Annotated in this window: 21 protein-coding genes; 13 read left to right on the forward strand and 8 right to left on the reverse strand. The window is 61.4% G+C overall.

The window, feature by feature from the left end:
• The first annotated feature begins 126 nt into the window (after positions 1 to 126).
• Positions 127 to 951, forward strand: coding sequence for an SDR family oxidoreductase (locus tag F8O05_RS08740; RefSeq protein WP_158052358.1), 825 nt, complete (start codon positions 127 to 129; stop codon positions 949 to 951).
• Here the strand turns inward: F8O05_RS08740 and F8O05_RS08745 are convergent.
• From F8O05_RS08745 to F8O05_RS08760, 4 genes are read right to left on the reverse strand one after another with little or no spacing between them, the layout of a single operon-like run.
• Positions 948 to 1874 carry an ABC transporter substrate-binding protein gene (locus tag F8O05_RS08745; RefSeq protein ID WP_158052359.1) on the reverse strand — a complete coding sequence of 309 codons (927 nt, stop codon included), beginning with the start codon at positions 1872 to 1874 and terminating at the stop codon, positions 948 to 950. The two genes, F8O05_RS08740 and F8O05_RS08745, sit on opposite strands and share 4 nt — an antisense overlap.
• A gap of 21 nt (positions 1875 to 1895) precedes the next feature.
• Entirely contained in the window at positions 1896 to 2588 is a 693-nt protein-coding gene (locus F8O05_RS08750; protein WP_158052360.1) for an ABC transporter permease, read from the reverse strand.
• On the reverse strand, positions 2585 to 3283 hold the full coding sequence (locus F8O05_RS08755; RefSeq protein WP_158052558.1) for an ABC transporter permease: 699 nt from the start codon (positions 3281 to 3283) through the stop codon (positions 2585 to 2587). Before F8O05_RS08755 ends, F8O05_RS08750 begins: the two co-directional genes overlap by 4 nt.
• A 1-nt stretch (position 3284) precedes the next feature.
• Positions 3285 to 4136, reverse strand: a complete 852-nt coding sequence (locus tag F8O05_RS08760; RefSeq protein WP_158052361.1) for an ABC transporter ATP-binding protein — start codon at positions 4134 to 4136, stop codon at positions 3285 to 3287.
• 228 nt (positions 4137 to 4364) lie between these two features.
• On the opposite strand from F8O05_RS08760, the gene F8O05_RS15030 reads away from it, so the two are divergent.
• From F8O05_RS15030 to F8O05_RS08775, 4 genes are read left to right on the forward strand one after another with little or no spacing between them, the layout of a single operon-like run.
• Positions 4365 to 4862 carry an MmgE/PrpD family protein gene (locus F8O05_RS15030; protein ID WP_225735814.1) on the forward strand — a complete coding sequence of 166 codons (498 nt, stop codon included), beginning with the start codon at positions 4365 to 4367 and terminating at the stop codon, positions 4860 to 4862.
• Entirely contained in the window at positions 4859 to 5242 is a 384-nt protein-coding gene (locus tag F8O05_RS15035) for a hypothetical protein (RefSeq protein WP_225735815.1), read from the forward strand. Before F8O05_RS15030 ends, F8O05_RS15035 begins: the two co-directional genes overlap by 4 nt.
• A gap of 26 nt (positions 5243 to 5268) precedes the next feature.
• Positions 5269 to 6105, forward strand: a complete 837-nt coding sequence (locus tag F8O05_RS08770) for a phosphosulfolactate synthase (protein ID WP_158052362.1) — start codon at positions 5269 to 5271, stop codon at positions 6103 to 6105.
• Between the two features lie 26 nt (positions 6106 to 6131).
• Positions 6132 to 6917, forward strand: coding sequence for an L-threonylcarbamoyladenylate synthase (locus tag F8O05_RS08775; protein ID WP_225735816.1), 786 nt, complete (start codon positions 6132 to 6134; stop codon positions 6915 to 6917).
• Between the two features lie 433 nt (positions 6918 to 7350).
• Here the strand turns inward: F8O05_RS08775 and F8O05_RS08780 are convergent, their stop codons facing one another.
• Positions 7351 to 8181, reverse strand: coding sequence for an Lrp/AsnC family transcriptional regulator (locus tag F8O05_RS08780; RefSeq protein ID WP_192497105.1), 831 nt, complete (start codon positions 8179 to 8181; stop codon positions 7351 to 7353).
• A 333-nt stretch (positions 8182 to 8514) separates the two neighbouring features.
• On the opposite strand from F8O05_RS08780, the gene F8O05_RS08785 reads away from it, so the two are divergent.
• The 6 genes from F8O05_RS08785 to F8O05_RS08810 all read left to right on the forward strand — a co-directional run bounded on the left by F8O05_RS08785 (position 8515) and on the right by F8O05_RS08810 (position 16926).
• The gene (locus F8O05_RS08785) at positions 8515 to 9891 is read left to right on the forward strand and encodes an MFS transporter (RefSeq protein WP_158052364.1); all 1377 of its coding nucleotides are present in this window, start codon (positions 8515 to 8517) and stop codon (positions 9889 to 9891) included.
• A gap of 10 nt (positions 9892 to 9901) precedes the next feature.
• The gene (locus F8O05_RS08790; protein WP_158052365.1) at positions 9902 to 11572 is read left to right on the forward strand and encodes an amidohydrolase; all 1671 of its coding nucleotides are present in this window, start codon (positions 9902 to 9904) and stop codon (positions 11570 to 11572) included.
• Between the two features lie 27 nt (positions 11573 to 11599).
• Positions 11600 to 13243 carry a thiamine pyrophosphate-binding protein gene (locus tag F8O05_RS08795; protein WP_158052366.1) on the forward strand — a complete coding sequence of 548 codons (1644 nt, stop codon included), beginning with the start codon at positions 11600 to 11602 and terminating at the stop codon, positions 13241 to 13243.
• A 70-nt stretch (positions 13244 to 13313) separates the two neighbouring features.
• Positions 13314 to 14909 carry a zinc-binding metallopeptidase family protein gene (locus F8O05_RS08800; RefSeq protein WP_192497106.1) on the forward strand — a complete coding sequence of 532 codons (1596 nt, stop codon included), beginning with the start codon at positions 13314 to 13316 and terminating at the stop codon, positions 14907 to 14909.
• Between the two features lie 49 nt (positions 14910 to 14958).
• Positions 14959 to 15936: an agmatinase gene (gene speB / locus F8O05_RS08805; RefSeq protein WP_158052368.1), complete on the forward strand. Its 978-nt coding sequence runs from the start codon at positions 14959 to 14961 to the stop codon at positions 15934 to 15936.
• A gap of 24 nt (positions 15937 to 15960) precedes the next feature.
• The gene (locus tag F8O05_RS08810) at positions 15961 to 16926 is read left to right on the forward strand and encodes a C-terminal binding protein (protein ID WP_158052369.1); all 966 of its coding nucleotides are present in this window, start codon (positions 15961 to 15963) and stop codon (positions 16924 to 16926) included.
• 61 nt (positions 16927 to 16987) lie between these two features.
• On the opposite strand, the gene F8O05_RS08815 is transcribed toward F8O05_RS08810, so the two are convergent.
• The gene (locus tag F8O05_RS08815; RefSeq protein WP_158052370.1) at positions 16988 to 18886 is read right to left on the reverse strand and encodes an FAD-dependent monooxygenase; all 1899 of its coding nucleotides are present in this window, start codon (positions 18884 to 18886) and stop codon (positions 16988 to 16990) included.
• Positions 18887 to 19151: 265 nt separating this feature from the next.
• Here F8O05_RS08815 and panD point away from each other — a divergent pair, with 265 nt between their 5' ends.
• Both panD and F8O05_RS08825 read left to right on the forward strand, forming a co-directional pair.
• A complete protein-coding gene (panD, locus tag F8O05_RS08820) occupies positions 19152 to 19568 on the forward strand; it encodes an aspartate 1-decarboxylase (RefSeq protein WP_158052561.1) in 417 nt (138 codons plus the stop codon).
• Positions 19569 to 19682: 114 nt separating this feature from the next.
• Positions 19683 to 20831, forward strand: coding sequence for an MFS transporter (locus tag F8O05_RS08825; protein WP_158052371.1), 1149 nt, complete (start codon positions 19683 to 19685; stop codon positions 20829 to 20831).
• A gap of 88 nt (positions 20832 to 20919) precedes the next feature.
• Here the strand turns inward: F8O05_RS08825 and F8O05_RS08830 are convergent, their stop codons facing one another.
• Together F8O05_RS08830 and F8O05_RS08835 are read right to left on the reverse strand one after the other, a co-directional pair.
• A complete protein-coding gene (locus tag F8O05_RS08830; RefSeq protein WP_158052372.1) occupies positions 20920 to 22587 on the reverse strand; it encodes a cation:proton antiporter in 1668 nt (555 codons plus the stop codon).
• Positions 22588 to 22688: 101 nt separating this feature from the next.
• Positions 22689 to 23582, reverse strand: coding sequence for a siderophore-interacting protein (locus tag F8O05_RS08835; RefSeq protein ID WP_158052373.1), 894 nt, complete (start codon positions 23580 to 23582; stop codon positions 22689 to 22691).
• Positions 23583 to 23720: the final 138 nt, after the last annotated feature.

The raw sequence follows: 23720 nt of genomic DNA on the forward strand, positions 1-23720 counted from the left end.
AGCGGTGGACGCCGGATGTGGTTTCCGAACGCGGTAACGTATTCCGCCGATTTTGCAATCACCTGGTCCGCAGTATTCCGAGAAATTCTTGAGTTCACCCCAATCTTTACCAATGAAGGACTACGAATGACTCGCACATATATTGTCACCGGCGCCGGCTCTGGAATCGGTAAGAAAACAGCTGAGCTTCTTCGCGAACAAGGCCACCGCGTGATCGGTGTCGACCTGCGCGGCACCGACGTTGACGGTGACCTTGGCACTCCCGACGGTCGGCAGGCCGCAGTCAAGGCCGCGCTCGAGGCGGCCGATAACAAAGTGGATGCGGTGATCGCCTGTGCGGGAATCTCCCACCCGATCCCGGCGACTGCGGCCGTCAATTACTTCGGTATGACCGAGTTCCTTGAAGGAGTTCGCCCAGTTCTTGCGCAGTCGGATGCGCCGCGCGCTGCCCTGATCTCTTCGATGTCGTCGCTGCAGCCACACTTCCCACAATTAACCGATGCACTGCTTGAGAATGACGAACCAAAGTCGCTTGAAATCGCGGCCAAGCTCGCCGAGGACCCGCAGCTCGGGAACCTCATCTATGCATCCTCGAAGCGTGCAATCTCACGCTGGGTACGCGCACAGTCAGTGACGGCTGACTGGGCCGGGGCAGGTATCCCGCTCAACGCCGTCGGGCCGGGCGTCGTCAATACGCCGATGACGGCCGAGCTGCTGAGCAACGAGGAATCGGTCAAATTCCTCGACGCTGTTGTGCCGATGCCGCTCAACTCGCACCAGCCGCCAGAATCGATCGCCAACCTGTTGATCTGGCTCACCTCAGTTGCGAACACGCTCTGCGCAGGCCAGACCATCTACTGCGACGGCGGCGCGGACGTGGTCCTGCGCGGTGAGGACGCCTGGAGCTGGGCCGACGAACGGGTCGCGGAGTACTTCTCGAAGCTTGGCTAAATGAGACCCTTCTCAGTCAGCCACTGGCTGGCGATGTCGGCCGGTGACATTTGCTCCTCGGTGCTCTGCACACCCATTGCGACGAGGCCGTCTTCGGTGAGCTGCGCGCTAACCGCATTAATCACATCGGCGATTTCTGGGGCAACATCGGTCGAGGCGATCGGGACCACGTTGGATGCGAGGATCAGGTTCTCGGGGTCTTCCAACGCCACGATGTCCTCGGTCTGGAAGGCGGGTGAGGCGGTGTAAATATCCGCGACCTGCACCTCACCGGCGAGCAAGGCCTCAAGCGTCGTGTCGCCGGTCGCAGAGAATGCCAGGTCCACGCCGTACACGTCCTTCGCACCGGCGGGACCGTACGGGCGCTGCTCGAATTCGGGTGCTGCCCCGATCGTCACCTGCTCCGGCACGTTGGTGAGATCCGCAATTGTCGTGAGATTGTGCTCAGCGGCGAATTCCTGTGTGACGGTATAGGTGTCTTGATCGCTCGCCTCCGAGTAATTAAGCGCGGTCAACTGTTCGGGCAGCGCATCCTGCAACGCAGCATAGACATTCTCCGGGCTCGTGGCCTCGACCGCATCGTCATAGAACTCCAGCAGGTTCCCGGTGTACTCCGGGAACAGATCAATCGCGCCCGACTCGAGTTCGGGCATATACGCATCCCGCTGGCCGACATTGAACTGCCGCTCGACCGTGAAGCCGGCATTCTCGAGTGCCTGCGCGTAAATCTCGGCCACGATCTCATTCGAATAGTAGGCCTGCGAACCGACCACAATGGTCGAAGCGTCGCCGTCGGCCGCATCGGTCGGCTCGTCGAGTGGGTTGCCACTCGCGCAACCTGAGAGCACTAATGCGAGGGCCAACGCGCCACCGGTCGCCATCGCGAGGCGCGAACCTGATCGTGAATTTCGTCGCTTGAACATGAGCTTCCTCTCGATTGTGATTTAGGTCGTAGCTTCGGCGGGAATTTTGGCCCGGATGCCTTTGGGCACGACGGCGCGTTGCACGAGGGCGAGGATGAGATCGACGATGAGTGCGAGCACCGCGACGAGGATCGCCCCGCCGAGCACCTGGTCGAAGCGACGCAGCGGGATGCCCTGAATAATCGGCCAGCCGAGCCCGCCGAGATTCACGTACGCGGCGATCGTCACGGTCGCGATCACCTGCAGCGTCGCCGATCGCAGGCCACCGATCAAAAGCGGCAACCCGAGCGGCACCTCCACCTTCCACAGCACCTGCCACTGCGTCATACCAGATGCGCGGGCCGCGTCGACGACTTTGCGATCCACCGCCTCGAACCCGGTATAGGCACCCGCAAGCAGCGACGGAATGGCGAGCAACACGAAGGTGATCGTCGCGGCTTCCGGAACCCGCAGCACACCCAGCAGCAGCACGAGCAGGACCATCAACCCGAAGGAAGGCACCGCGCGGGCAGCACCCGAAAATGTGACCGCCACCTCCCGGCCGCGACCGGTGTGGCCGATCCACCAGCCGACGGGGACGGCGATAACAGCCGCGAGCAGCACGGCAATCGCGGTGTAGAACAGGTGCTGTCCGAGTAGCACTGGCAGGGCATACGCGCCCTCGAATCGTTCGGGGGAGAAGAGCCAAGCGAACGCTTCTGCGAAGAGATTCATGCTGTGTGCTCCGCGATTGTGGAGCGTTCTGCGCTCGCAGTGTTGCCCTCGGTCTGCGGGGCCGCTGCCCGCAACCACGGCATCAGGATGCGGCCGGCGACTACCAGCAGCAGGTCAATCACGAGCGCCACGATGACCACGGCGACGACACCGGCGAAGACCTCTGCGATCAGTCTTCGCTGCAGTCCATTTGTAAACAGGTAGCCGAGGTTTGTGACGCCGATGAGGATGCCCACGGTGGCAAGTGAAATCGTGCTCACGGCGGCAACGCGCAGGCCCGCCAGGATCACCGGTCCCGCAAGCGGTAGATCGACCGCCCAAAACCGGCGACCACCCGCGTAACCCATCGCGGTCGCCGATTGCCGCACATCCGCATCCACCGAATCGAGACCATCGGCGACCGAACGCACCAAAATCGCCACCGCATAAATCGTCAGCGCGATCACAAGATTTATCTCGCTGATCGCAGAATAACCAAGCACCGCGGGCAGCAGCACGAGCAGCGCGAGCGACGGGATCGTGTACAGCAGGCCCGTGAGCACAATGATCGGGCCGCGCACGAGCCGGAAGCGCCACGCGAGCCAGCCGAGGGGCACCGAGAGCACAAGGCCGAGCAGGATTGGGATGACGCTCTGCCGCAAGTGGATGAGCGTGAGTTCGAGAATGAGCCCGAGATTGTCGGCGACCCAGGTCACGTCACTCGCCGCCTTCGGGTGTGGATGCATGGTCGTCGGGACTCTCGCGCAAGACGCCCTGCGTGCGCCCCTGCTCGTCAACGAGCACCCGACCGTTCGGGGTCTGCTTGATGTGCAGCGCGCGGCGGCCGCGTTCGGCGCCGATGAATGATGCGACGAACTCGTTGGCGGGAGCCTCTAGGATCTCGCTGGGGCTTCCGACCTGGATGATTTGCGCACCCTTGCCGAGGATTACCACCTGATCGCCCAGCAGGAACGCCTCGTCGATATCGTGGGTTACGAACACCACGGTCTTGTCGAGTTCGCGCTGCAGCCGGATGAGTTCCTGCTGCAGATCGGCGCGGACGATCGGGTCAACCGCACCGAAGGGCTCATCCATGAGCAGGATGTTCGGGTCGGCAGCAAGCCCCCGTGCGACGCCCACACGCTGTTGCTGCCCGCCGGAAAGCTGGCTCGGATAACGCTTCGCGAGATTCTGGTCGAGACCCACCGTGTCGAGCAGCTCGCGGGCGCGTTCATGTGCTTCCCGCTTTTTCGTGCCGCCCAGCCTCAGCACCGTGGCGATATTGTCGAGCACCGTGAAGTGGGGGAGTAACCCCGAGTTCTGCATCACGTAACCGATGCTCCGGCGCAGCGCCACCGGGTCCTTGCTGAGCACGCTCTCGCCGTCGATCGCGACATCGCCTGACGTGGGTTCAACCATCCGGTTGATCATCCGCAGCAGCGTGGTCTTGCCGCATCCCGAAGAGCCAACGAACACCGTGGTCTTGCGGCATGGGATCACGAGACTGAATTCCCGGACAGCCTCGGTGCCATCGGGAAAACGCTTCGTCACCGCGCGGAACTTGATCATGAGGCAGGCACACTTCGGGTTCGGAACTGCAAAAACCCTGATGTAGCGATCAACGGCTCGCCTCCTCGCATGCTCTTCGAGCGTATCGCAGAAGCCCCAAGAACCCTGCGAAACCGGTAAGCACAGCCATCACCCAGCAAATTTATCTTGACATCAAGATAAATTTGGCCTGTACTGGAATCACTTAGGTAAGGCTTACCTAAGTTTGCAATCAGTAGGAGGGCAACCGTGAAAACAGAAGTCACCCAGCTCGCCGAATTCGTGGCCAAGGCCTCGTTCGACGACCTCAGCGCAGAAGCGCTCGAGCAGCTCAAGATCCGCGTTCTCGACACCCTTGGCGTCGCCATCGGCGCAATCGACGCCGAACCGATCGTCGCAATTCGTGGCCTCGTCGAAGACCTTGGCGGAGCACCCGCAGCCACCCTCATTGGCGGTGGCAAGACCGCGCCCGACCGCGCGGCGTTCTACAACAGCGCACTGAGTCGCTACCTCGACTTCATGGACTCGTACCTCGCTAAGGGCGAAACGAACCACCCGTCAGACAACTTCGGGGCCGTGCTCGCGGCCGCCGAATCGGTCGGCGCATCCGGCAAGGAATTGCTTACCGCATTCGGCGTCGCCTACCAGGTCCACGCACGTCTCTCAGATGTCGCGCCGGTGCGCGCCAAGGGCTTTGACCACACCACCCAAGGTGCCTATGCTGCAGCCGCCTCGGCGGCGAATTGAACCCCGCGCAGTATGCGCCCGAGCGCATCGTGGCCGATGACGTGCAGACGCTGATGAAGAAGATCACCATCGTGCCGTCTGATGAATATTCGGCACGCTTCCCCGACGAGATGCCAGCCTTCCTCGAAGTGGAACTCGCAGACGGCAAGGTGCTCAGCTCCGAACGCAACTCCTACGAGGGCTTCCACGACGACCCGCTCAGCTGGGAAGGTGCGCGCCGCAAGTTCGACGCGCTCACCACGCCGTTCGCGGATCTCGACCTGCGCGAGCAGATCGCCGCAATCGTGAACGATCTCGAAAACCGCGACGTCGCCGAACTCACCGAGGTACTCGCCCGCGTGAGTCTCACCCGCTGCGAAGTCCAGCCCGCCCTCGCCTAATCGACTCCAGACCTAAGGAAACACCTATGAGTAACGCAATTCCCTTTGACGTCTCCTGCAACTTCGTGCCGCGCGCACACCGCCCGGAGAAGCCGCGCACTTTCGGCCTCACCGAAATCCGTGCCCCCTACTACGCCACCTTCGGCACTCGCCACCTGCAGGACGTCTTCGACGTCGCCGCTCCCTGGGTTGACGGCATTAAGTGGGCCGGTGGCTCCTTCTCACTCGTCCCACCCGAGCAGGTCAAGGCCATGAGCGAGATCGCTCACGCAAACGACGCCTATGTCTCCTCGGGCGGCTGGATCGAAACCGTGCTCCGCTACGGTCCGGATGCCGTTGACCACTACCTCAAAGAGGCCAAGGAACTCGGCTTCGACGTGATCGAAATCTCCACCGGCTTCATTATGCTGCCGACCTCGGGCCTACAGCGACTGGTCGAGCGCGTCGTGAAGGCTGGCCTCAAGGCCAAGCCGGAGCTGGGCATCCAGATCGGTTCGGGTGGCGACTCGGGTGAGGCCGAACTCGCCGCCGAGACCAAGAAGGACGTTGGCGATCTCATCGACCGCGGCAAGGCGGCACTCGATGCCGGCGCCTCGATCATCATGATCGAATCCGAAGGCATCACCGAGAACGTGACCGAGTGGAACACCGGCGCCGCCGCATCCATCATCAACGGGCTGGGCCTCGAGAACGTCATGTTCGAAGCTGCCGACGGGCCGGTCTTCGAGTGGTACATCAAGAACTACGGCAACGAGGTCAACCTCTTCGTCGACCACTCGCAAATCCTGCAGCTCGAAGGCTTGCGCCAGAACATCTGGGGCAACAAGTCGACGTGGGGCCGCGTCATCAACCCGGCGTGGTAGAGGGCAGTTCATTGACCATCACAGAAGTGACCAACATCAGCTGGAACGGCGGGCTGCAGTATCAAGCACTCGATATTCTGCGCCAGGAAGGTGGGGTCGTCGTCAGCCCGACCAAGGTTGGCTACATCATCGTCACCACCGACGAGCAGGGGCTGCAGCGAAAATTTGAGCTGAAGAACCGCCCGCTGCGCAAGCCCGGCGTCGTCCTGTGTGGATCCCTCGAGCAGCTCTTTGAGCTCGCCGAGGTGAACGACGAGATTCGCGAGTTCTACGAGACGCACTGGCGACAGGATGTGCTGATGGGATGCATCCTGCCCTGGAAATCGAGCGGGCTGGACTTCATCCCCGAAGGTGCTGAGCCCTATGTTCGGGATGCTCGCGGCACCAGCTGCTTCGTCGTCCGCTTCGGCACTCCGGCCGAGAAACTCGCGTCTGAGCTCTGGGAAAAGGATCGCTCGCTGCTGTTCGCCAGCTCGGCGAACCCTTCCGGTAAGGGCAACCGCGGTGTCGTCTCGGGCATCGGCGAACGCATCGCCGGGGGTGTCGACCTTGTCGTTGAGGGGGACGAGTATGTCCGCTCGATTCAACCGGACACGGCCGGTCGATACGAGCAAGGCGTGATGGTCTCGTTCGTGGATGCTGAGGGTCGACTCGTGCCTGAACAGCGCGGCGAGGCGCGTCGCGGTGAAGTGGTGGATGCGGGGGAGGAGTTGCCGACGCTGATTCGTGCTGGCCTCTCGCTGCCGCAGATCCTGCTCAACCTCGCTGAACAGTTCCCCCGCTGGAACTACCGCCACGGTCAGTACTACTAGCTACTGCCAAACGAAAGCTCCTTTCGGTGCGGGTCGTCGCATACCGGCTTGCGCCGGAGGGCGGTCCCCGAGTAGCGCGTAGCGCGTATCGAAGGGTGGTCCCTGAGTGCGCTTCGCGCGTATCGAAGGGGGCGACACCCGGTCGCGCAGGTGCGGAAGGGTGCTCGTGCGCTCGCTCACGCACGGGTGCCTTTCTGCACCTGCGCGACTTTTCTTGAGCTGAGGGGTTGCGTACAAGTAGACGAGACCTTGTTCTGGCTTGCGAAATAGTTTTCGGACGGGAGAAGCTCGGTATGGATTAGCGACGAAGCTGGCAAGCTCCTTCAATCTCGCGATGCACAACTTGCCGCGACGGGATCGACATCAGTCTCGCTTGGAGACCCTGCCAAACGGTTAGCCATAGCCTTGTCACGCGTCACACGCGTCACACGCGTCACACGCGTCGCGAATAGTCCTCTTTGTGGGTGTGGATGTGCGTCCAGGTCTCGAACTTGTCGATGCTTGGCAACGAAAGGATCGACTCAATTCGCTCGTGGATGGTCTGGAAATCCTTGCTGACGAGTGTGCCAATCACGTCAAACCGACCGACGCATTCCGCGACAAATTCCACGTCGGAATGTTCTTTCAAGTGGCCAATAAGGGGCTCGAGACTATCGGAGGAATTAATGCCGAAGCCGACCGAGACCTGGCGCCCAGTCACGCCTCGGCTCTCGACTACCCCGAACTGAATTACCTGCGCCTCCTCGAGGCGCTGGATTCGGGAGCGCACGGTAGTCGCGGTGAGTGACACACGGGGCGAAATCGACGTATAAGAAGCGCGACCGTCACGCTGCAAAATTTCCATAATTTCCCGGTCAGCATCATCAATGCGCACCTCGCTGACGTCTCTCGAGGAGTGATACCCCTTCCGCACGTTCGAGTAGATGAGGGTGTCAATGCGGGCAACGTTTGAATGCAGTCGTATTTCTGATAGCAGTGAATGAAGGTCGGCATGCGTGCCTGTGCGAAGTTCTGCCACGACTGAATGGCTTCCGGTGATCGACGTGACGAGCACGGATTCATGGAGCGACGCGATGAATTCGGCGATGGGAGTCACCGGGCCACGCGGTTCGATTGACACATGCGCGATGACGTGGATCCCGAGGAAGCTCGGATTCACCGCTGCAACGATGCGGATCGTGTCGCTCGACAAGAGGGAATCCACGGTCTGAGCGACGACTGCACGAGGTGCCTGGAGATTCTGAGCGATCGCAGTCACGCTCATTCTCGGATCGTCTCGAAGCGCCGAAATTACCTGGTGAGTCAGCTCGTGGCGCGGTCTTGTCGAGGTATTCTCAGGAATTTTCTCCATGCGAAGAACCTATTGGGGTGCCAATCAAATATCAAGAAATTACGGTAGCTGAGTGTAGGTAAATTTCGAAAAGGTGTCTGAGTCTAAGAAAAACACAAATATGCAGCGTTTGAGGCAAATGTATTGCTCTTGAATCAGGCGAAGATTCGGCCTACGCTCTGGGCAATTGCTCGACTCAGGTACCGCAATGACGCTTCTGTCCGCGCCACACGTGTCGCAGCTACCAGTCACGATCAAAGGTGTTCCATGACGACCCATTTGCCTCCCGCCCAAGAATTCAGTCACAAGCGTGCGCTGCGTGCTGGATTTGCTTCGTTCGTCGGTACGGCGATCGAGTTCTACGACTTCTATGTGTATGCGACGGCTGCTGCTCTCGTATTCCCGGCGCTGTTCTTTCCTGAAGGTGATCCATTCCTCGCGGTGCTCTCTTCCTTCGGGATTTACGCGGTTGGATTCTTCGCGCGGCCGTTCGGCGCCATCGTGTTCGGTCACATCGGTGACCGGCTCGGTCGTCGTCTTTCGCTGATGCTCACGTTGGTGCTGATGGGGGTTGGCACCGCACTCGTCGGTGTTCTCCCGACATACGCACTCGTTGGTATCTGGGCACCGATCCTGCTCGTGATCCTCCGCATCGCGCAGGGCCTCGCGATTGGTGGTGAGTGGGGCGGTGCTGTCCTCATGTCCGTCGAAAACGCGCCCGACAAGTACAAAGGCTTCTACGGGTCTTTCCCGCAGCTCGGTAACCCGATGGGAGCGCTCCTCGCCGCCGGAATTTTCTCGCTCCTGACAATTGGTGGCGACGACTTTCTCATGAATGGTGGCTGGCGCATCCCGTTCTTGCTCTCCATCGTCCTCATCGGCGTTGGGTTCTGGGTTCGATATGCGGTCGAGGAGACTCCGGTCTTCCAGGAGGAAGCGAAGCGGTGGAAGGAAGAAGGTGTCAAGCCCGAGCTTCCGCTCAAAATCGCCATCAAGAACAACTGGCGCCAAATGCTCCTCGCAATGGGCCTCATCCCAATCTCAACGGGTGGGTATTACATCGTCACCACCTTCGCGACCTCGTACGCGACCGATCCCGGCATTAGCGATATCAACATGCCGGAAAACACGTTCCTTAACGTGCTCTCGATTGCAGCGCTGTGCGAGCTAATCTCGACGCTCTTTATCGGTGCGTTGTCTGACCGGATCGGTCGAAAGCGCACCTTCGCGATCGCACTCGTCGGTACATCCTTGCTGGCGATTCCGATGTTCCTCTCGCTCGAAGGCGATCAACTCTGGCTTGTGTTCCTGCTGTTCGCAGCCGTTCGAGTCGTGATGAACGGCACCTGGGCACCGATGGCTTCGGTCCTGTCGCAGATGTTTGCGCCCGACTCGCGACAGACAAGCCTCTCGTTCTCCTACAGCCTGGGCAACGCGATTTGGGCGGGGCTTTCGCCGCTCGTCGCCACGGCGCTGTACGGCCTCACCGGTTCAATCTGGTCGGTTATCGGGATGCTCGCAGCGATGGCAGCGCTGAGCCTGGTCTGCCTCGCATTCGCGCCACAGCGGAAGGACTACATCTTCGATCCGAAGACCGTCGCGGTGCCCACACCAGACGAGCAGACCCCCGACGTACAGAAATAGGAAAAACGACATGCGTAAACTCCACACCTTTGACTCGGTTCCGGACTCGTACCGTCCCCGCATCCTGCGTGCCCGTCGCATTCGCACGATGGATGCGCAGACTCCTGAAACCGAAGCGATTCTTATCGCGGGTGGCCGAATCGTGGCAACCGGGACCGTCGACGCGCTCGGCAGCGCCGCATCCTCTCTGGGCCTCACTAAGCCAGAAGTTGAAGACCTCGGGGACGCAACCATTCTCCCTGGATTCGTCGACCCACACACGCATCCCCTCATGCACGGACAAATGATGATGTGGGTTGATTGTGGCCCATCCAAGGCACGGAGCATCCCAGAGATTGTCGCGCTGCTGAAAGCCCGTGCCGCAGCGACCCCGGGTAATACACCGGTGCGGGGATACGGGTATGAGCAGTCGAATCTCGTGGAGCGTCGCCACCCGACTCGACAAGAACTTGATGAGGTCGCAACCGACCGCGAGGTTTATCTCATGAACGGGTCCGGACACGGTGGAGTCGTTAACTCGTACACGTTCGCGAAGTATGGCGTTACGCGTGATACCCCGAACCCTCCTGGCGGCACGTACTTCCGTGATGATCACGGTGAACTCACGGGTGAGCTATCAGACGCGGCCTGCAACATTCTGACTGGCATCGATGGGGTCAAGATCGGTAATCACGGGCCGAACTTGCATCTTGGCGACAGCGTCGCTGATCACATCCATCAGCTCGAACTCGCACAGGCTTCGTTCGTCGCCGGGGGAGTGACCACGGTCGGTGACTGCCAGGTCACCCGCCGCGAGTTTGATATGTACCTGCGCCTCGCAGAGGCGGGTGGGCTTGGCATTCGCTACTCAATGTATTTCCTCTCGCACCTGCTCGATGAAGGTCTCGAGATCGGGATGCGTGGGGCGTTCGGCAACGCTTTCCTCAGTTTTGCAGGGTTCAAGTTCTATGCCGACGGCACACTCGGCGGCTGGACTGCTTACTTCCCAGACGGCTATAACGGCGACCCCTGCCGCACCGGCATGCTTTACCACGAGCCTGCCGAGTACCGGGAGCTTATTCGCCGTGCTCATGCCGTCGGGTTGCAAACAGCGACGCACGCGCAGTCACCGACCGCCATCGACATGGTGCTAGACGCCGTAGCGGCTGCTCAAGCTGAAACCCCGACCAGGGACAACCGTCACCGCATCGAGCATTGCGGGCTGCCGACCCTGGAACAGATCGTGCGGATGCGTGATCTGGGTGTAATGCCGGTCAACCAAACCCAGCACTATTACCAGTGGGGCGAAGGGGTCGTACGTGCGCTCGGCGACGTGGGTGAACGATTCAATCCACTCGGTGAGTTTGCCGCGGCGGATGTTCCGGTCACGCTGTCGTCGGATGCTCCGGTTGCTGACCCGAGGCCGATGCAAGCGATTGAGACCGCGGTGACGCGTCGTACGAGCCAGGGAAACGTGTTCGGCGCCGAAAACCTGCGCATCTCGCTGCAAGAAGCACTTCTCGCGCACACGCTCGGTGGTGCGATGGCACTAGGGCGCGAGGACGAGATCGGCTCAATCACGCCCGGAAAGCGAGCGGACTTTGCGGTGCTCGACGCCGACCCCTTCGACATTGCCGAAACTGAACTCGGCGATATGCGGGTGCGCGAAACATGGGTGGATGGCCGACGGGTCAATGCGTAAGCGCATAAGAACGAATTGGAGAATTTCATGACTGAGACAGTGAACCTGCCGGACGGTGTCGTGACCGATAACGTCGGCCTCGCGGTGCTCACCACGCTGAAGAACTACGGAATCGACACCATCTTTGGGATTCCGGGGACGCACAATCTTGAGTTCTATCGACACCTCGAACCGCTCGGCATCCGTGCGGTCACTGCCCGCCATGAACAGGGTGCCGGGTACGCCGCGGACGGCTGGTCGCACCAAAGCGGCAAACCTGGCGTCGTAATCACTACCTCCGGCCCGGGGCTGCTCAACGCGCTGTCCTCGGCCGCAACGGCGTTCTGTGAATCCAGACCGATGATCGTGCTCGCGCCAGGCGTTCCGCTTGGTTCGGAGTTCGCTGACGTGGGACTGCTGCACGAAACGAAGGACACGCTCGGTGCTGCGGCCGCAGTCGTTGAGTGGGCTCGAAGGGTGTCGACTCCCGAGGAGGCTATTGCTGCGGTACATGACGCATTCGAGTTGTTCGCGACGGGACGCCCGCGTCCCGTGTATATCGAGATTCCACTCAACGTTCTTGAAGGACCGGGTCCTGTCGGCGAAGGGCTGCTTGCGGCACGCGAGTTTTCGGCGCCAACTGCTGCCGGACGCGAATCGATCCAGGCTGCAGTGAATGTGCTTGCCGAGGCAAAATCGCCGGTAATTCTTGCTGGTGGTGGATCAATTCCTGCTGGCGACCACCTGCGTGAACTTGCCGAATTCCTTGACGCACCGGTCATCACCACGCTGAACGGCAAAGGCGCTATTCCCGAGTCGCATCCGCTGGCTCTCGGCTCAGCGTTGCGGTTCCAATCCGCTCACGAGGTAGTGAACAATGCGGATGTTGTGCTCGCGATCGGAACCAAAATCGCTGAGGTCGAGATGTGGTGGGGCCAACTCGAACCAAAGGGCAAGCTCATCCGCGTTGACCTACTCGAAAGCCAAATCAACAAAAACCTCGAAGCAGATCTTGGCATCGTGGGGTCCTCGGCCTCGGTCGTTCCTGCACTCGTTCAATCACTCACAGAGACTGGGGCGGACGAGCAGCGTAACACTCCTGGCGAAGAGCGAGTGAAGAAGGCTCTGGCGGAATTCGCAACCGAAGGAGAGACGTTCGCACCAGACCTTACTGCCGTCGCGAAAGCGGTGGCCGCTGGTGTACCCGACAACGTCGTGATCTCAGGTGACTCCTCACAAATCTGCTATTTCGGAACTTCGACGAACATCCCGGTCGAGTCCGCGAAATCGTTCCTCTATATGGCGACGTACGCGACTCTCGGTTATGGGCTGCCTGCCGCCATCGGTGCCAAGATTGCGAGCCCAGAGCGGCCCGTAGTTTCGGTGCTTGGCGATGGCGCGCTGATGTTTTCCGTGCAAGAGTTTGCGACCGCAGTCGAGCAGGGCGTCGATATCGTCGTCGTAGTCGTCGACAATGGCGGCTATCGCGAGATCGAGCAAAATGAAGCTGACCGCGGTATTCCACCTATTGGCGTGCGACTGACACAGCCGAACTGGCCTGCGCTCGCGGAAGCTTTCGGTGGGACCGGCCACGCACTGGCTGACGCCGCCGAACTTCCGACGCTCGTTGCTCGTGCCGTCGCCGACGGCGGCGTGCAACTCATCCATGTGCCCCTGGCGCTATTTCAGTAGCCAAACCGCTACCACAGCCGTCACACCGCGACGGAAAACTTCAATCACTCAATTAGAGAAAGGGATGTCGATGTCACTCACCCTTGACGCAAAAGCCACTGCCAAAGCTTGGATCGATGACCACCAGCAAGAACTCTCCGACTGGCATCAACATATTTGGAACCTCGCCGAACCCGCTTGGCGCGAGTATGAGTCGAGCCGCTGGTATGTAGAGCTGCTGCGTCAGTACGGATTTGAGGTCGAAGCCGGTTCGGCGGGGATGCCGACGGCGTTCGCGGCACAGTGGACCAACGGACCAGCACAAGGCGAGGAAGGTGCTGGTCCGGTCATCGCGAGCTACGCAGAGTACGACGCGGTGCCCGGTAACAACCAAGCGGCAACGACGAGCGAGTCACCTCGCGAAGGCCTCGGGAGCCACGCGCCCGGCCACACCGACCCACACTCGGTGCTTGGAATTTCTACCCTGGCGGGACTCCTCGCGACGCAGCACGCGATGCGCGAGCACAACATCCACGGCACCTTGAAATATACGGGCGAGCCCGCCGAAAAAATGCACGGATCGAAGGTCGTGCACGGCCTGCGAGGCTACTACGACGGCATCGATGCCATGGTGAGCTTCCACCCGTTCTATATGCTGCCGCTGTGCAATACCGCGCGCTGGGACACGCAGTGCGGCGCTTATTACTCGAAGGTCTACACCTTTGTGTGTGATGAGCCGGAGACATGGCAACTTAGCAATAACCCGAACTCGCCGATTCCGGCATCGCACTCGGCGGCCCGCGCACCTGGCGCGAACGTTGCGCTGATGCAGATGTACACCGCGTCGCGCGTTATGCAAGACGCCATGCTGCCGAGCTTCGGCGGCTGGAGCCTTTCGGACGCGATTCTCTCATCAGGGCAAGCGACAGCCGATAACCTGCCCGCTCGCGTCGCTCAGATTCAGTACTCCTGGCGCACGCCAGATATCGAGATGGCTGAACACGTACTGAAGGTGCTCGACCGCAACGCTGAACACGCTGCCGCGATGTCGCACTGCCGCCTCGAAGTGACTTGGGTCGCGCGCTCGCGACCGGGAATCACCAACCACGTGCTCGCACAAACGCTATATGACAACCTTGCCGAGATCGGTGCACCGCAGTATGGTGACGCGGCGATCGAAGCCGCTCAGCGCATCCAGCGCGAGCTCGGTATCGAGCCAATGTCGAAGCCGTATCTCGATGAGTGCGAAGCACTAATTACGCCGCAGGATGCGGAGGCCGCCTTGCGGGAGCATCTTGCGCCCTGGCAACGCAACTGGACGAGTGACGACTATGTTGAGATGACGCATTACGCCCCGACAGTCCGGTTCTATATTTCGCGTCCCGCGCTGAAACCGGCGGCGGAGCGAGGTGCCTATCCCGCATGGGTGATGAATGCGCTCGGGGGTATCCCAGCTGCGATCGACCCCACCATTGACGTTGCGGGCAAGACGGTAGCGACGACGTTCATTGACCTGCTGACAAAGCCCGAGATCGTCGCCGAAGCGAAACGCGAATTCGCCGAGCGGCGGAGCACTTTTGACGTTGAGCCGCTCTTACCAAGCGACTTCGAAGCGCCGATCGATCTCGCCTGGCCGGAATACATCAACAATTCCGCCCGCTCACCAGAACGACAGTGGCTGCCGTAAGCAGCTCTGATTTCAAGACAATTCGCACTAGAGCTGAGGAAACAACACAATGCGTGAAGATTACGTACAGTACGAAACCGGCAATGTCGGCCCTGCCGACGCGAGTAAAGCGCCTCGATATTCGGGCTTCGCAACCTTCGCTCGTCTCCCACAGCAAGAATTCGTTGACCGCGCCGACATTGCGGTGGTCGGTGCTCCCTTCGACTCGGGAGTGAGTTATCGTCCGGGAACTCGATTTGGTCCAGCCCACATCCGGCAGTCATCGCGGCTCCTACGTCCGTACAACCCAGCGGCGGACGTGTCACCGTTTGCCGAGGCACAGGTGGTCGACGCCGGTGACATCGCGATTAATCCGTTTGACATTTCGGATGCTGTCAAGAGTGTCGAGGAAACCGCGGACGCGCTGCGGAAAGACGGTACGCGCCTCGTAATGATTGGTGGCGACCACACCATCGCGCTGCCAAACCTCCGGAGTCTTCACAAAGACCACGGTGAAATCACTGTCATCCACTTCGATGCTCACCTCGACACTTGGGACACGTACTTCGATGCACCGATCACGCATGGGACGCCGTTCCGCCGTGCCTCCGAAGAAGGGCTCATCGATAAGGAACACAGCCTGCACGTCGGTATCCGTGGCCCGCTCTATGACCGCAGCGACCTCCGCGACGACGAGCGCCTCGGCTTTGCGATCATCTCGACCGTTGAGATCGAAAACGAAGGCGTTGAGCGCGCGATTGAACGGATGCTCCAGCGAGTGGGCGACGGACCCATCTACCTCTCGATCGACATCGACGTGCTCGACCCAGCCCACGCGCCGGGCACGGGAACGCCGGAGGCCGGCGGCATGACGAGCCGTGAGCTCCTGCGCATGATCCGGGCGCTTTCGATAAAGAACCTGGTCGGAGCAGAAGTCGTCGAAGTATCGCCTGCATACGACCACGCGGAGATCACCGGCATCGCGGCTGCGCACGTTGCCTACGAATGCATTTCGGCGATGGCAATTGGTCTTCGGGACCGCAAGTAATCACTTCCCGACGAGAGGCATACCGTGACTGACACACCACTCGTGCTCTTTGCTGAGTTCACCGATCTTGATCCGGAACCGGCTCGCGAGCTTCTGGCTGAGCGGGGCATTCGCACTGAGGAGATGCGCTTTACTGCGGCTGGCGAAGTCGAGCTGGAGCAGCGCCGCGCGATTGGCATTATTGCTGGCTATTCGACCATCAACGCCGAGTTGATTGACCAGTTTTCGGATCTCGGGATCATCGCAGCATCAAGCAACGGCACCAACATGATTGACGTTGAGCACGCAGTCTCCCGAGGAGTGTGGGTCACCAACGTCGGCCATGCGGCGACAGACGAAGTGGCAGTGCACACACTCGCCCTTGCGCTCGCACTGCTGCGTGAATTGCCAGAGATGACCCGGACGGCGGCAGCCGGTGGATGGACCGATGACTTGCCGGTGACCCCGCGGCGGGTGAGCTCGCTGACATTGGGACTCATCGGCTACGGCAGAATCGGTGCACTCGTGGCTCGATTTGCTCGGCCAATCTTTGGCCGAGTTATTGCTTATGATCCGTTCCGACCACCCGCAGATGAGTACGCAGAAGCGGTATCGCTTGCGGAAGTGCTCGAAACATCCGATGTCGTATCGCTTCACTTGCCGTTGACATCGGAAACCGAAGGCATGATCGGCGCGACGGAAATAGACCGGATGCGGGATCAAGCGATTCTGCTCAATGTGTCGCGTGGTGAGTTAGTTGATTTGGAGGCCTGTCGGAAGGCTCTGGATGACAGAAAGCTCGCGGGTGTCGGGTTCGACGTGCTCGTCGGCGAGCCTCCCGCAGCAGACGATCCGTTGCGCACGCATCCGCGCGCAATCGTGACTCCACACGCTGCTTTCCTCTCGGACGCTGCGCTTCGCAGCTATGAAATTGATCCCGCAAGTTACATTGCAGACTGGTTCACGACTGGGGAACCGAGGGCATGCGTGGTGGGGCGACCCGCTCGCTGATGAGTGAGCAAGAAGGGCCGGTGAACACAAGGTCACCGGCCCTTCATCGCTCAGCGGTTACCTACTTCGCAACCGGCAGCAGGTGCTGCGCGAAGTACTCCGAGATCTCGTCGAAGGCATCCAGCGGGAAGATGCCCGAGACATACATGTCGGGGCGAACCACCACAATGGCACCATCGCGGCTGATCTCGCGCTCGGCGTGGATGTCCCGGCCGTGGCCAGCGGCAAAGATCTGGTTCTGGTCAACCAAGCCAAATGGCACCTTGACCGGCTTGTATGCCGCGGGTACCGCGTAGGGTTCCACCTCGGTGTAGTCCTGCTGGTAGATCACCTTGGTGTCAAAGAGTGCGTCCTCATCGCCACCCGCCGGGGTGTACTTCACGCGAGGCGAGTCTTCGCTCGTCGCCCACCAGTTCGCGAAGTCCGCAGTCGGGCTGCCCTCGAGTGCGGGGGCTGCCGCGTCGGCGAAGACGTAGACGCGCCAGCGACCGTCGGCTTCGTGCAGGTGACCGAGGTGACGCCAGCGGTTGTCTGAGCGGCGGATAACCTCAGCCGACTTGAAGCGCTTGCCGACCGGGAAGCCCTTCGCGAGATCCTGGTGCTCGAGACCGGTGGTGATCATCGATTCCTTGTACTCGGTCATGAACCCGGCCGGGAACTCGAAGGTCGACACGTAGTAGCGCTGCAGCTCTTCCGGATCTTCCCACTCGTCGGCAGGCTTGGCCATCAGCGAAGACCATTCCTTATCGAAGTCGATGAGGTTCTTCGCGACGACGCGACGCTCTTCCGAGTAGGTCGACAGCAGTGACTCGGGGGAGCGACCCTCCAGTACCGAGGCGAGCTTCCAGCCGAGGTTGAAGCCGTCCTGGATCGACACGTTCATGCCCTGGCCAGCCTTCGCCGAGTGCGTGTGGCAGGCGTCGCCCATGATGAATGCGCGCGGGCTCAGCTCGCCACGCTGCTCATCCTCAAGGTCATCGAAACCGTCGGTAACGCGGTGCGCGACCTCGTAGACCGAATGCCAGGCGACCTCGCGCACATCCACCGAGTAGGGCGCGATGATCTTGTTGACCGTGTCGATCATGGTCTTGACTGAGGTCGAACGAATCTTGCCCGCATCCCCCTCATCGAGGTTGCCGAGGTCAACGTACATCCGCACGAGGTAGCCACCCTCGCGCGGAATCAGCAGAATCTGCCCGTGCTCGTGCGACTGAATCGCGCACTTGAGGTAGTAGTCGGGGAAGTCCGTGTTCGCCATGATGTCGAGTACGCCCCAGGCGTGCATCGACGCGTCACCGTGCAGCTTGTGGCCGAGAGACTTGCGCACCTGGCTGCGCGCACCGTCGCCACCGACGAGGTATTTCGCGCGTACGGTGCGCTCTTCGCCCTCACGTTCACCCGCGGTGTAGCGGATGCGTGCCTCAACCGGGTACTCGTGCTCGCGATCGATCTTCAGATCGACAAACTCGACGCCGTAGTCGGGGACGATGCGGCCCGGTGCGCGGACCGCTTCGCGCAGGAAGTAGTCGAGCACGCGCGCCTGGTTCACGTAAATGTGGGGGAACTCGCTAATGCCGGTGGCGTCGTCGGGGGCGCGGGAGGTGCGGATGATCTGTGAGGGATCCTCGGGGTCCGGTGCCCAGAACGCCATCTCGACATTGCGGTAGGACTCGTCGATGATCTCGTTCGCGAAGCCGAAGGCCTGGAAGGTTTCGACCGAGCGGGCCTGGATGCCGTCGGCCTGGCCAACCTCGAGGCGACCGTTTCGCTGCTCGATCGCGCGCACGTTGAGGTTGGGGAACTTCGCGAGCTGGGCGGTCACGGCCACTGCGGCGGGGCCGGTGCCCACGATGAGCACGTCCATCTCATCCGGGATCTCGTTCGGGCGATCAATACCGTAGCCCGCAGCGGGTTGGATGCGGGGGTCGTTCGAGACATATCCGCGGTGGTGCATCTGCATGTGAGTGACTCCTCAAAACTTCACGGGTGTACATCGTTGTATCAATTATGGTTTCGATATTTGAAACAGCGTCGTAACTATAGATACGATCGTATCGGTAAGTGGAGAGTGCTGCAAGACAAGAGTGCGCATCAAAGGTGACAATCCCTGGGGTTTGTTGCGTCCGAGCGGTATTCTTGAACGATGTCTTCGGAGGGTTGGTGCCGTCGGTACCTCGAAGACAGGGCATTCAATGCCGCGAAGGGAAGCAGTACACATGGGTTCACTGACCCGCACGATGTTTAAGTCCAAGATTCACCGCGCCACGGTGACGCACGCCGACCTGCACTATGTGGGTTCGGTCACGGTGGACCAGGACCTGCTCGATGCTGCCGATATTCTTCCCGGCGAACTCGTCTCGATTGTTGACATCACCAATGGTGCGCGCCTGGAGACCTACACGATCGCAGGGGAGCGCGGCTCCGGAGTGATCGGGATTAACGGTGCGGCAGCGCACCTCGTGAACATCGGCGACCTCGTGATTCTCATCACCTACGCGCAGATGGACGACGCGCTCGCCCGCGAGTTCCAGCCCAGCGTGGTGCACGTGGATGCGGACAATAAGATCGTGCAGCTCGGCAACGACCCGGCCGAAGCGCCCGTCGAAGGGCTCGAGCGCCCGCCACTCGCGGCCCGCGCCTAATCGGCACCCAGGCACCGAGACTCACCGACCCCTCCACCGGGGTACCCTCATCAGAATGAATACAATCGGTTGCTTTTGGGGGCGGCGCGCGGCAGTAGCAGCGCTGAACTATCGATGAACGGCGCTCGACAACTCGCTGCCTCGGTGCCGATCCGCACCGCCTCAGGCGGAGTGCAGGTTGCGATCCCGATTCTTGCGGTCGAGGTAATGGGCGACGTCGGCCTCGGCGCAATGCTCGTTGCCCTCGCGTTGCTGCCGAGCATCGTGGCGGCCCCCGCGGTCGGTGCGATCCTCGACAGCGTGAAAACGCCCCGCGTGCCGATGATCGCATCCGCGGTGGCCACCGGAGCGATCTTCGCCATTGCGGGTGGCCTGGGCATCCTCCCCACCTGGCTGATTGCCGTACTACTGGCCCTCAGCGGCCTGTTGAGTCCCTTTGGTTTCGGCGGGCTCTCGAGCTTCGTCGGCCATTCGGGGCGGGATGCGCACCGCGCCTATGCGCTCGACTCGCTCAGCTACAACATCAGTGGGGTCGCGGGGCCGGCGCTCGTGGCCGTACTCGCACCCACGGTTGGCTCGCGGGTAGCGATGTTTGTGATGGCCGCGATCGTGCTGGTTTCAGCGGTGACCTATCCGCTGATGCCGATGGCCTCGCGGAAATCTGCCACAAATGTGGGGCTGCTGAAATCCATGGCCGGCGGGGTCGTCGCGATCATGACCCAGCGCAAGCTCACCACCAACGCGTGGTCGGGTGCGCTCGCCGAACTCGGGCGCGGCATGATGCCGATCGCGGCGGTTGGGATCGCGATTGCGGCCACGGGGGATGCGGCGATGAGCGCCGTGATCGTCGCCGGCTTTGCGGTCGGCGCCCTCGTCGGGGCCCTCGTGGAGACCGCGCGAAGCTCGCCCAAATATCCCGAACGGGCAATGCTCGTTGGGTTCGGGCTCAGCGGAATTTCGATGATCCTCGCGGCGATCGATTTCGGGTTTGTTTGGACGATTGTCTTCGTGGCACTTTCCGGTGCCTTTAACGCGCCCGCAGCCGCGGCCATGTTGTTGATGCGCCGTAAAGACAGCCCACCGGAGGTGGTTGGCCAGGTCTTCACCCTGGGAGCCGCGATGCGCACCGCCGCCAGCGCAATCGGTACTGCGATTGCCGGCATGCTCGCGGGGCTCGACCCTCTCTGGGTACTCGCCCTCGGTGGGCTGGTCTGGGTGGTCGGCGCCTCGCTGATGTTCTTCTATCCTCGCGCGCCCAAGTAGCGCCCTACGCATCCAAGTAACGTCCTGCGCATCCCAGTAACGAGCGCGTGGGCAAGCGAGTGTCCGGCGCGTCCAGCCGAGCGCTCGGTCAATCGACCGGCCCACGCATCTCGATGGCGATTTGGGAAGCATCGAGATTCGCGAGGGCGCTTTCGAGCACGTCGGCCTCGAACGTGCCGTGATCGCGAGCCTTCAGCAGCGCCTTGCGTTCGGCATCGAGCTTCGCGAGGTGGTGACGCGTCATCGCATCCAATCGCTGCTCTTTCGAAGCCGTCTCGGGAAGATCCGGCTCGGGTACCGCATCCGCACTCGCTCGCATGAGCTCAAGCAAGCGCGCGCGTTCGGCCTTCGCCTCTTGCTGTGCCGCCCGATAGTCCACGTGTGGGCTGATCGCGCGCACCAGCGGGCCGATCGTGCCGCCCTGCACCAGCAGCGAGAGGAACGCGACCGCGAAAGCAATCAGAATGAGCGTGGAACGCAGCGGAGTATCGGCGGGCAGCGTCTGGGCCGCCGCGACCGTCACCGCCCCGCGCATCCCCGCCCACACCACCGTGGTCGCTTCGCGCCAACCAAGCGGTGCCTTGAGGAAGTATTCAATATCGGCGAGGCTGCGCGTGGTTTGCCGGGCATAGCGATTGAGCTGCCGATCCGAGACGACATGCCCGTTTCGCGAGAGCCGTTGCTTGGCGGCCTCACGTCCCTCGGGCGTGGTGAGGCGATCTTTCAGTCCTTCAAGCAGCGGTTGCGCGCGCATGAGCCGTCGCCGGCGGAGCGCGAGCAGGCCCAGTAGCGGCACCAAGAACAGCGCTCGCACAAGCAGCATCAGGATCAGCGCGCCAATCGCAATCAGCACGGCGATGTGCGCCCCGCCGTGATCCTCCTCCACGTGCTCAACGATCGCGGTCACCTGCAGTCCCATGGTGAGAAACACGACACCCTCGAGCACCATCTCCACGGTGTGCCAATTATGCGTATCCGAAATACGGTTCTGCGGCGCGAACACCCGTGCCGCCCGCACCCCGGTAATCAGTCCAGCGGCCACTGCCGAGACGAGGCCAGAGCCGCCCAATAGCTCGGTGGGCACCGAGGCAGCGAAAGGCACCGTGAATGAGATCACGGTATTCGCGGTCGGGTCGGTGATGCGCTTGCGGATCCAGAGGTTCAGAAGCCCCACCGCGAGGCCAATGAGCACGGCGACCAGCACCGAATAACTGAAGGTGCCGATCGTGCCCCAGAACGAGAAGGATGCGGCGGTCGCCACGATCGCGGTCCGCAAAAGTACCAGCGCGGTCGCGTCATTGAGCAGGCTCTCACCGTCGAGGATTGAGACCACGCGCTTGGAGACCGAGGTGCGCTTCACGATCGAGGTGGCCACCGCATCCGTCGGGCTCACGATCGCACCGAGGGCGACGCCCCAGGCGAAACCGAGTCCCGGCAAGACGAGCATGAAAAATATCCCGAGGATCAGAGCGCTCGCGACGACGAGGAAGACTGACAGACCGCTAATGGCCATGAATTCGCGGCGGAAATTCATGGTCGGTATCGACACCGCCGAGGAATACAGAAGCGGTGGCAGTAGCCCCTGCAACACCAGGTCGGCATCCATTTCAAAACCGTTGAAGAGTGGCAGGAAACTCGCGGCCACGCCAGCCACGACGAGTACGAGCGGGGACGCAACCCCGAATTTCGGTCCGATTAGCGTTGATCCGGCAATGACCAGCAGGCCGACCACGAAGACGACGAGCGCCTCATCCATGTTTCGTCCCCTCGTTTGAAGGAATTATTGACGGTTCCGGCGGGGAAACTCTGGATGCATCAGGCTAAGCCCGGTACTGGTCCCGGATGTCGCTGCGCCGGCTAGATGCTGATTTCGAAGTCGTCGCTATCGGAGAATTCTTTGCCCGTGGCGAGCGCGTTCTCGGTGGCCTGCAGGCGCGCAATGTCGAGGCGGGTGTTGGAGACACCCTGCTTCCAATACCCAAAGACCTGCACACGTTCGGCGGGGAGGAAGAGCACCGAGCGGCAGTGGCGACGCAGCGAGCGCATGTCTTCGCGCTCGCCGGATGCCCACACACTCGTGTGCAGCGGCACACGCTCGCGCCGGAACGCGGTCGATAGTGGCAGTGGATCATCGCTCGGAATGGCGCGAATGTGCAGTGGTTCGGTCGCGAAGGGTTCCGCCTCGGCACGGAAAAGCTCGACCTCATCGGTCGGCGCGGCAATAAATACGGTGGTTTCGGTGGCGAAGGGGGTTCGGCGCAGGATACTCAGGGCCGCGGGCAGTGCCGAAGAATCGGCGAGCAGGATGCGCGGGGCGCCGGGTGCGGGTACACGGTGTGGGCGCGGCCCGAGGATTGGGATCGAGTCGCCGGGCTGGACTGTCTCGAGCCATCGCATGGCGGGGGATTCTGCGTTGTGGCGCACGATGTCAATGGCGACCGTGCGGGTTGTCACGTCGATTTCGGCAATCGTATAGGCGCGGGATGCATTGGCTGGTGCGTTCGCCACACCCTCGAACTCGAGCGGTTGCTCGGGGTAGAAGAGCCGCACGGCAACATTCGGCACTCGCCACGCCTCAAGCGGATCGCTACCCGAGAGCTTCCCGGTGACTCGCACGAGTGCGTTCGCGCGGTTGATCACGGATTCAATAACAATGTGGCGTTCCTCAAGATCCCGCTGGTGGTCGGGATGGTTGAGGACCGCGAGTAACCGACGCACAGCGGTCGGCGTGAGGTTGAGTTCCTCGGTCATGCGGAGCTCCAGGATGAACGATCAGGCTCAGGTAAGGCTAGCCTAAATGTGGAATTCTGGTGCGACCGGCACGCACTTTTGGATGCGCCGGGCTCACGTCGGTGCGCGCGTATGAGTGTCGGGTATGGGGTGTGGTGC

It is taken from the genome of Gulosibacter chungangensis (genome assembly GCF_008831155.1).
GTDB classification, from domain to species: domain Bacteria; phylum Actinomycetota; class Actinomycetes; order Actinomycetales; family Microbacteriaceae; genus Gulosibacter; species Gulosibacter chungangensis.

What these genes read in the sequence shown, in the direction of transcription:
- F8O05_RS08785 (WP_158052364.1), top strand. Translation starts at nt 8,515, where the DNA reads ATGACGACCCATTTGCCTCCCGCCCAAGAATTCAGTCACAAGCGTGCG.
- F8O05_RS08835 (WP_158052373.1), bottom strand. Translation starts at nt 23,582, where the DNA reads ATGACCGAGGAACTCAACCTCACGCCGACCGCTGTGCGTCGGTTACTC.
- F8O05_RS08740 (WP_158052358.1), top strand. Translation starts at nt 127, where the DNA reads ATGACTCGCACATATATTGTCACCGGCGCCGGCTCTGGAATCGGTAAG.
- F8O05_RS08770 (WP_158052362.1), top strand. Translation starts at nt 5,269, where the DNA reads ATGAGTAACGCAATTCCCTTTGACGTCTCCTGCAACTTCGTGCCGCGC.
- F8O05_RS08760 (WP_158052361.1), bottom strand. Translation starts at nt 4,136, where the DNA reads ATGATCAAGTTCCGCGCGGTGACGAAGCGTTTTCCCGATGGCACCGAG.
- F8O05_RS08795 (WP_158052366.1), top strand. Translation starts at nt 11,600, where the DNA reads ATGACTGAGACAGTGAACCTGCCGGACGGTGTCGTGACCGATAACGTC.
- F8O05_RS08825 (WP_158052371.1), top strand. Translation starts at nt 19,683, where the DNA reads ATGAACGGCGCTCGACAACTCGCTGCCTCGGTGCCGATCCGCACCGCC.
- F8O05_RS08780 (WP_192497105.1), bottom strand. Translation starts at nt 8,181, where the DNA reads ATGAGCGTGACTGCGATCGCTCAGAATCTCCAGGCACCTCGTGCAGTC.
- F8O05_RS08790 (WP_158052365.1), top strand. Translation starts at nt 9,902, where the DNA reads ATGCGTAAACTCCACACCTTTGACTCGGTTCCGGACTCGTACCGTCCC.
- F8O05_RS08745 (WP_158052359.1), bottom strand. Translation starts at nt 1,874, where the DNA reads ATGTTCAAGCGACGAAATTCACGATCAGGTTCGCGCCTCGCGATGGCG.
- F8O05_RS08800 (WP_192497106.1), top strand. Translation starts at nt 13,314, where the DNA reads ATGTCACTCACCCTTGACGCAAAAGCCACTGCCAAAGCTTGGATCGAT.
- F8O05_RS08830 (WP_158052372.1), bottom strand. Translation starts at nt 22,587, where the DNA reads ATGGATGAGGCGCTCGTCGTCTTCGTGGTCGGCCTGCTGGTCATTGCC.
- speB (WP_158052368.1), top strand. Translation starts at nt 14,959, where the DNA reads ATGCGTGAAGATTACGTACAGTACGAAACCGGCAATGTCGGCCCTGCC.
- F8O05_RS08815 (WP_158052370.1), bottom strand. Translation starts at nt 18,886, where the DNA reads ATGCAGATGCACCACCGCGGATATGTCTCGAACGACCCCCGCATCCAA.
- F8O05_RS08750 (WP_158052360.1), bottom strand. Translation starts at nt 2,588, where the DNA reads ATGAATCTCTTCGCAGAAGCGTTCGCTTGGCTCTTCTCCCCCGAACGA.